The sequence below is a fragment of the Pedobacter sp. 01N416 genome (assembly GCF_056399685.1).
The window spans coordinates 1-8,168 of sequence record NZ_JBFTRT010000294.1 but is presented as its reverse complement, the minus strand read 5'-3'; the positions used below and the strand labels follow the sequence as shown (position 1 = coordinate 8,168).

5 protein-coding genes are annotated in these 8,168 nt (G+C 39.3%); all 5 read left to right on the top strand.

Annotated elements, in window-relative coordinates; all coding sequences use genetic code 11:
- Positions 1 to 139 precede the first annotated feature (139 nt).
- The 5 genes from AC1DND_RS16435 (at position 140) to AC1DND_RS16415 (ending at position 8,037) form a co-directional block, all read left to right on the top strand.
- The gene (locus tag AC1DND_RS16435; protein ID WP_477583215.1) at positions 140 to 2,101 is read left to right on the top strand and encodes an OmpA family protein; all 1,962 of its coding nucleotides are present in this window, start codon (positions 140 to 142) and stop codon (positions 2,099 to 2,101) included.
- A gap of 181 nt (positions 2,102 to 2,282) precedes the next feature.
- Positions 2,283 to 3,596 carry a DNA polymerase IV gene (gene dinB, locus AC1DND_RS16430; protein WP_477583213.1) on the top strand — a complete coding sequence of 438 codons (1,314 nt, stop codon included), beginning with the start codon at positions 2,283 to 2,285 and terminating at the stop codon, positions 3,594 to 3,596.
- Between the two features lie 2 nt (positions 3,597 to 3,598).
- Positions 3,599 to 6,613 carry a DNA polymerase III subunit alpha gene (dnaE, locus tag AC1DND_RS16425; RefSeq protein WP_477583210.1) on the top strand — a complete coding sequence of 1,005 codons (3,015 nt, stop codon included), beginning with the start codon at positions 3,599 to 3,601 and terminating at the stop codon, positions 6,611 to 6,613.
- A gap of 10 nt (positions 6,614 to 6,623) precedes the next feature.
- Positions 6,624 to 7,202, top strand: a complete 579-nt coding sequence (locus tag AC1DND_RS16420; protein WP_477583208.1) for a hypothetical protein — start codon at positions 6,624 to 6,626, stop codon at positions 7,200 to 7,202.
- A 325-nt stretch (positions 7,203 to 7,527) separates the two neighbouring features.
- Complete coding sequence (locus AC1DND_RS16415) at positions 7,528 to 8,037, top strand: YdeI/OmpD-associated family protein (RefSeq protein ID WP_477583207.1); 510 nt, start codon at positions 7,528 to 7,530, stop codon at positions 8,035 to 8,037.
- The last annotated feature ends 131 nt before the right edge of the window (positions 8,038 to 8,168 follow it).

The following is an 8,168-nucleotide window of genomic DNA, read 5'->3' as shown; positions in this document are numbered from 1 at the left end:
TTACAGGGCTATAGTAGCGGAACGCATGAGATTTCGATCGCTTATTCCTTCATCAGATCAAACATCAGAATGGCAACGCCGAGGGTGTTTTAAAACAGATAATATTAAATATTTTTGACCTAATGACCAGAACAACATAATGAAGAAATTTTTAATAGGTACCTGCTTTTCTGCATATTGTTTATTTGCATTCAGTTTTTTGGCAAATGCACAGTATGTTTTAAAAGATGCTGACAAACAGTATGAGCTGTTTAATTACACCAAGGCAATTGATTTATACGAACAAGCCTATAAAAAGAAAGAAACTTTACATGCGGCCGAGCGTTTGGCAATGGCTTATTCGTTTGTTTACAACTATAAGCAGGCAGAAAGCTGGTATGCCATTGTGGCTAAAATGCCGGGCAGTAATATCGAAAACACACTTGATTATGCCAAAGCTTTACAGCACAATTCAAAATATAGCGAGGCAAAAGCCCAGTATTTGGATTATATCAGTAAAAAACAAAATATATCAGAAAAACAGCAGACTGTTTGGCTTTCCTCTTGCGATTCGGCATTGAAATGGATCAAAAATCCTAAAAAAATCGAACTGATCAATCAAAAAGCTTTAAATAGTACGCAATCTGATTGGGGGGCGGTTAACTATCAAGGTGGGGTTGTATTCACTTCCGATAGGTCAAATAACCTATTGGTATCTCAGGAAAGTAAACCCTTTTTAAAATTCGACGGTTCAAAAGAACCTGATAAAAAAGTATATGGCTGGACTGGCAATGGCTACCTGAAATTGTACCTCAAAAGCTCACCAAACGATAGTATTCAATTGTTTCCTATAAAAACCGGAACAAGCTACCATGTAGGTTCGGCAAGTTTTACTGCCGATGGTAAAACCATGTACTTCACTTTAACCCGCATCACCGATGAGTTAGAGCGGTTAAAAAAGCAACCAACAACAGTTAATGTAGAAATTTTTAGCAGTATAAAAGCTGCCGATGGTACTTGGGGGAAGCCTGTTTCATTCGCCTATAATGATGTAAACAACTATTCGGTAGGCGATCCTTTTATTACTGCAAATGGAAATAGCCTTTACTTTGTGTCGAACATGCCCGGCGGATTAGGTGGTACAGATATTTATGTCTGCTTAAAAACTGATGCCGGTACATGGGATAAACCAATAAACCTGAAAGAAATAAATACCGAAGGCAATGAACGCAGTCTGGTTTTAGACGGAAAAGATAATTTCTATTTTTCTAGTGATGGCAGAGTTGGGATGGGTGGACTGGATGTTTATCGGGTTTTAAAGGAAAGTGGAAAAATTGGACAGATCGAAAATCTGGGTTATCCTTTTAATTCTCCTCAAGATGATTTTGGCTTTAGTTTAAGCGAAAAAGATTGTGTTGTTTATTTTTCTTCTAACCGTGAAGGTGGTTTGGGTAGTGATGATATTTACACCATTGATCAGAAGATGACCTTGGCTTTTAAATTAGAAGGACGGATTTTGGATAAAAATAACAATCAGCCTATTGCAGGTGCATTGGTAACCTTAGCAAAAGCAAACGGTGCTGTTTTAAAAACGGAAACTGATGAGAATGGCGGTTATAGATTTAATTTAACTAAAGAATCTGAATACAATGTTTCGGCAGAAAAAACAAACTACAGATCTGATGTAGAAAAGCTGGCAACTATTGGCTTAACAACTTCTGGCGTACTTACGCAAAACCTATATTTAGAAGCTGTTGTAATTAACAAAGCAATTAAGCTGGAAAATATCTATTATGATTTCGATAAATGGAACATCCGCCCGGATGCTGCAGCAGAGTTGGATAAACTGGTTAAAATCATGGCTGATAATCCGACTATCTGGATCGAATTAGGTTCGCATACCGATAGCAGGGGCAAGGATGCTTACAACCTGAACCTATCACAAAAAAGGGCTGAGTCTGCTGTAGAGTATATCATCTCGAGGGGTATCGATAAAAACCGCATTACTGCTCATGGATATGGCGAAACACAGCTGTTAAACAAATGTAGCAACGGGGTAGAATGTAGCGAAGAAGAACACCAGTTAAACAGAAGAACAGAATTCAAAATCGTAAAACAATAAGCACAATTAAGATTTACGAAATATTTTATTTTTTTACCTGCCTCCGATGAAAATCGGGGGCATTTTTGTTTTCGGTAATCCATGGCTAGTGCTCCACCAGCTACATAAAATATAAATGTGTGTCAGTCTGAGCGTAGTCGAAGACCTTCTTTGCGATATCAATCATCCTTATAATACGAGAATGGATAAAGAAAGGCAGATTATTCATATGGATCAGGATGCATTTTTTGTATCGGTAGAAATCAGAAAAAATCCCAAGTTATTGGGTAAACCCGTAATTATCGGCGGCGGCGGCGATAGGGGTGTGGTAGCCTCTTGCAGCTACGAAGCACGCCAGTACGGCATACATTCTGCAATGCCCGGTAGAACAGCAAAATTGCTGTGCCCCCAGGCTATATTTTTAAAAGGCGATATGGAAGAATATTCCAAGGCATCACATGATATTACCGAAATTATTGCCGATAAAGTTCCCCTTTTTGAAAAAGCCAGTATTGACGAGCACTATATCGATATGACGGGCATGGACCGCTTTTTTGGTTGTATGAAATTCGCGTCAGAGCTCAGACAAAACATTATCAAAGAAATGGGCTTACCGATTTCCTTTGGCCTGTCGATCAATAAAACCGTAGCCAAAATAGCCACGAACGAATCTAAGCCTGATGGCGAACGGCAGGTTACTTTTCCCGAATTGCGGCCCTTTCTTGATCCTTTGGCGATCCACAAAATTCCGGGTATTGGCCATGCTACCTATAAAAAATTAAGCGAAATGGGTGTTCGTGAAATCCTTACGCTTACCCAGATCCCACAACAGCTCATGTTTAAAATACTGGGGCAGCATGGTTTAAGTTTATGGCAAAAAGCAAATGGGGTCGATCTTTCGCCAGTTGTACCTTATCGTGAAAGGAAATCTATTGGTACACAGGCTACCTTCGAAAGCGATACCATGGATATGGCCAAATTAAAGGCCATTATAACCGGAATGGTTACCGGCTTAACTTTTCAGCTGCGTAACCAGAAAAAATTAACCGCCTGCATTACCGTAACCGTGCGTTATACCAATTTCGAAACGGTTACCCAGCAAGAGCGTATTCCGTATACCTCGCTCGATTCTTTTTTAATCAGTAAAGCACATAGCCTGTTCGAAAAGGTGTATGCAAAACGGATGCTGTTACGGCTGGTAGGCGTAAAGCTTTCGCATCTGGTGAGCGGTTACGAGCAGATTGGCTTATATAATATTGCCGAAGAAGAATATAGTCTTTACCAGGCCATGGATAAAGTACGTAACCACTATGGTGCCGAAGCAGTGGTAAAAGCCTGTATTGTTACCCAGCCACCCCGCGATGAAACGGGGAAAATAATCAAGTACAATCCCCGTAAAAAGAAAATATTGATCGAAAACCAAACAGAAGATGAACAGCAGGAAGTAAGAAAACGATCGAAAATTAGAAGTTTTATGAGTGAAAAAGGAACAATAGGTACTAAATCTTATGATTAGCAATGTTTTTAAATGTCCATTCTTCTTATAGCCTAAAGTATGGCACGCAGCGCATTGACCAGTTAATTGCTACTGCCCGGAGTTTGGGTATCCACCAAATGGTACTTACTGATATCAATAATTCAACTGGTGCGGTAGAGTTTATTCGCGAGTGTTATAAACAAGGCATTGCCAAAGAAGCCGACGAAATACACAAAGGCAATATTCCGTATCAGATTAAACCGGTAGCGGGGATCGAATTCCGGATCGATAACAGGTTGTTGTATGTGGGCATTGCGAAGAATAAAGAGGGAATGCGTGAACTGAATGAATTTTTAAGCCATCACAACATCAACCATATTCCGTTACCCAATGTTCCACCCGAAATGGAGAATGTTTATATCATTTATCCCTTTCAAAAATCTTTTAACCCAGTACTAAAAGCAAATGAATTTGTAGGCATCCGTGCCAAACAGCTCAATCTTTTGTACAAACATCCGCTTTTAAAACAGAAAGAAAAGTTGTTGGTGTGGCATCCTGTTACCGTTAGCGATAAGATTACCTACCGCCTGCACGAATATTTTAGGGCGATCGAGCTTAATACCCTTTTAAGTAAAGTGAACGATGACCAAAAATGCGATCCGGATGAGTTCCTGATTCCAGAAGTAGAACTAACCCAGCAATTTGAACAGTATCCCTTTATTGTTCAGAATACACAGAAACTGATAAACAGCTGCGATTTAAGTGTTTATTTTGAGGATGGCACTACACCTACTTCTAAAAACAAGTTTTTTTATACCGGAGATTTCGAAGGAGATAAAAAAATGCTTCGGGAGTTGGCCGAAGAAGGGCTTAGATACCGTTATGGTGAAAATAATACAGATGCCACTGAGCGTTTGGAGAAAGAACTCCGGATCATCGAACTTAAAAACTTCTGTGCCTATTTTCTCATTACCTTCGATATTGTAAGCTATGCCATGAATAAATGCGGTTTTTACCACGTTGGCCGTGGCTCGGGTGCCAACAGCATTGTAGCTTATTGCTTGCGCATTACCGATGTAGATCCGATTGATCTCGATTTGTATTTCGAACGTTTCCTGCATGAAAAACGGACAAGTCCGCCAGATTTTGACATCGATTTCTCCTGGGACGAAAGGGAGGTGATACAACGTTATATCTTTGAACGTTATCCCAAATGGCATGTTGCTTTTTTAGGCACCATGAGCACTTTTAAAGATCGTGCAATTATCAGGGAAATCGGTAAAGTGCTGGGTTTACCCAAAGGAGAAATAGATAGTTTTACAGATCCCACCAAAGAACGTGAAAATTTACTGAATGTTACTTACCAGAAGTTATTGGCCGTGTACCAATACATGAAAGGAATGCCCAACCAGCGTTCGATTCATGCCGGAGGAATTTTAATTTCCGAAGAACCGATTACTTATTATACAGCCTTGGATATGCCGCCAAAAGGTTTTCCAACCGTGCAATGGGATATGTACGAAGCCGAAGCTATAGGTTATGAGAAATTCGATATTTTAAGTCAGCGGGGTATCGGGCATATCCGCGAAGCCGTGCAGCTCATTAAAAAAAATAAGGGAAAGGATATCGACATCCACGATTTTAAAACTTTTAAAGAAGACCAGAAATTGAACGGTATTCTTAAAGAAGGACAGCCCATTGGGTGTTTTTATATCGAATCGCCGGCTATGCGGCAACTGCTCAAAAAACTCAAATGCGATAATTATCTTACCCTGGTGGCAGCCAGTTCCATTATCCGTCCGGGCGTGGCGAGTTCAGGCATGATGAAATCCTATATCGAACGCTATCACGCACCCGATAAAGTAGTATACCTCTGCGAAGTGATGAAAGAGCGGCTTAGCGAAACCTATGGGGTAATGGTTTATCAGGAAGATGTGATCAAAGTATGTCATTATTTTGCAGGTCTGGATCTTGCCGATGCTGATATCCTGCGCAAAGCGATGAGCGGTAAATACCGGTCTAAACTGGCTTTTGATGAACTGGTGAATAAGTTTTTTGTTTCAGCCAGAGAAGAAGGGCACTCAGAAGAACTCATTACCGAAGTTTGGCGACAGATTTCTTCTTTTGCCGGTTATAGTTTTTCAAAAGCACATTCAGCCTCTTTTGCAGTAGAAAGTTACCAGAGTTTATTTTTGAAAACGTATTACCCCATGGAATTTATGGTAGCGGTACTGAATAATTATGGAGGTTTTTACAGTCGCTGGGTTTACGTGCACGAACTGCAAAAAACAGGAGCAAGGGTGCATTTACCCTGCGTTAACTGTAGCGATGATGTGGTAAATATAAAAGGCGAAGATGCTTATCTGGGCTTCATTGCCGTTCAGGGCTTGGAAGAAAAAATCATCAAAATTATTCCACAAGAACGTGCTGCAAATGGTTTGTATATAGATCTCGAAGATTTTGTAAGGCGGACCTGCATCTCATTAGAACAGGCCATTATTTTAATCCGTTTGGGCGCCTTGCGTTTTACCGGGAAAGATCGGAAAACCCTGCTTTGGGATGTGCATAACTACCTTGGGTTTAAACAAAAAAAAGTGAATCATGCCGAGCTTTTTAAGCTGAGTTACAAAACCTATCAGCTCCCCGTCTTGGCCGATTCCGAACTCGAAAATGCTTACACAGAATTAGAGTTATTGGGATATCCGCTTAATTATAAAATGTTCGATTTTTTAAAAACACCTTATCGTGGTGATGTGATGGCGGTAGATCTGCACACACATTTGGGTAAAACGGTAAGAATGGTAGGGAGCTATGTTTGCGAAAAAACGGTACATACCATTAAAAACACCAAAATGTGGTTCGGTACTTTTTTAGATGCCAACGGCGATTTTTTTGATACGACCCATTTCCCCAATAGCACACCCATGTATCCTTTTAAAGGAAAGGGCTGTTACCTTATTTTAGGTAAAGTGGTAGAAGATTTCGGCTTTCAGAGCATCGAAGTTTTAAAGTTCGCCAAACTGGATATCCAGATGAACCCAGTGGCGATTGATTAAATAAATTGATATGGATTTAAAATTAAAAAAAGACAGGTATTCAATAGTTGTTTACCCTCAAAGAAAAAGTATTAATGAAGTAAGTGTTTTAAAAAATACACTCGCAGAAAAAATTGGCTGGTATAGCAGTAGAAACTCAGAGGCACATGTTACGATTGCTCTGTTTGAAGCAGATAAGCATGAGTTGGATTTTTACATATCGTATACTAAAGACTTTTGCTATGCTGAAAAACCTAACTTTGTGATGTTTGATCAGTTCATTGCTTCGGAAAAAAACGGAGCAGTTGTTGTTTTACCTAACAAGACTGCTAAACCTTACTTGAATAGCCTTTTTAAAAGATTTAGACAAGGCTTGAGATATAAGAAAGCAATAAATGGAGCTGCTGCCCATATCTCTATTGGGAGAAAATTACATCCCGAAGATATTGAAATAGCTCAAGACCTGTTCGAAGAAGTTAGCTTGAATTTTTTATGTAAAAAGATTGCAATTCGTAAATTTAATGATGAGAAAGGACAGTATGAGGTCATTTACGAATTTTGTTTTTTAGGAAATCCTCCTAAACAAGGACAACTTTCATTCTTTCAATAGAATACACTCGCTATAACCCATAGTTGTAAGATTGCTTCGTTCCTCGCAATGACGACCTTTCTTTTGGGATGTATTAACGCTAGCGCCGCGAAGTATCCGGTGGCGATTTAAGGACGACGGATTGTCATTCTGAGCACAGCGAAGAATCTTTTTCACATCAATATTTAAAACCCATTTACCATATGAGGAATAGAAGTTCTTTAAGCTTATATGTTCCTTAAATGCCTTATATGGTAAAAAAAACTAAGACTCATTTCTAATGAACATACAAATAGCCTAACCATTTATCATTTAGCAGTTAAAATATAATTTCATATTTTTAACCATGATCCACTTTAAAGCAGAAATAGAGCGTTTCGAAACCATGGGCGAAAAAACCGGCTGGAGTTATGTCTTTATTCCGGCAGCACTGGCCAATGAAATCAAACCAGATTGTAAAAAGAGTTTCAGAGTAAAAGGAAAGATAGATCAGTTGGAGATTAGCGGTATGGCAACCATCCCGATGGGAGAGGGCGATTTTATTATTGCTTTAAAAGGTGAAGTCCGTAAAAAATTAAGAAAAGAAGCCGGAGCAAGTGTCGAACTCTATTTAGAAGAAGATAAAGATTTCAAAATCGAAATGCCCGAAGACCTCGAAATCTGCTTATCAGAAGAAGAACATTTAATTCGGAATTTTTTAAAACAGCCTAAATCGCACCAAAACTATTACATCAACTGGATCAATCAGGCTAAAACCGAGCCTACACGTACCAAAAGAATCGTAATGACCGTTAAAGCCATGGATAAAGGGCAAGATTTTGGTGCAATGATCAGGGAATCGCAGGGGAAGTCTTAATTTATAGTCCTAAGTCTATAGTCCTTAGTCCTGGAACCGAAAATACTACTCATTGATTGCTTGGGTATTGATGGCGGAACAGATACAGTATTCAAAATAACAGTCAGTGGATGTTGCTTGCTGTACAAACC

Excerpts from the sequence above, each read along its gene's own strand:
- AC1DND_RS16435 (WP_477583215.1), top strand. The coding sequence starts at position 140 with ATGAAGAAATTTTTAATAGGTACCTGCTTTTCTGCATATTGTTTATTT.
- dinB (WP_477583213.1), top strand. The coding sequence starts at position 2,283 with ATGGATAAAGAAAGGCAGATTATTCATATGGATCAGGATGCATTTTTT.
- dnaE (WP_477583210.1), top strand. The coding sequence starts at position 3,599 with ATGTTTTTAAATGTCCATTCTTCTTATAGCCTAAAGTATGGCACGCAG.
- AC1DND_RS16420 (WP_477583208.1), top strand. The coding sequence starts at position 6,624 with ATGGATTTAAAATTAAAAAAAGACAGGTATTCAATAGTTGTTTACCCT.
- AC1DND_RS16415 (WP_477583207.1), top strand. The coding sequence starts at position 7,528 with ATGATCCACTTTAAAGCAGAAATAGAGCGTTTCGAAACCATGGGCGAA.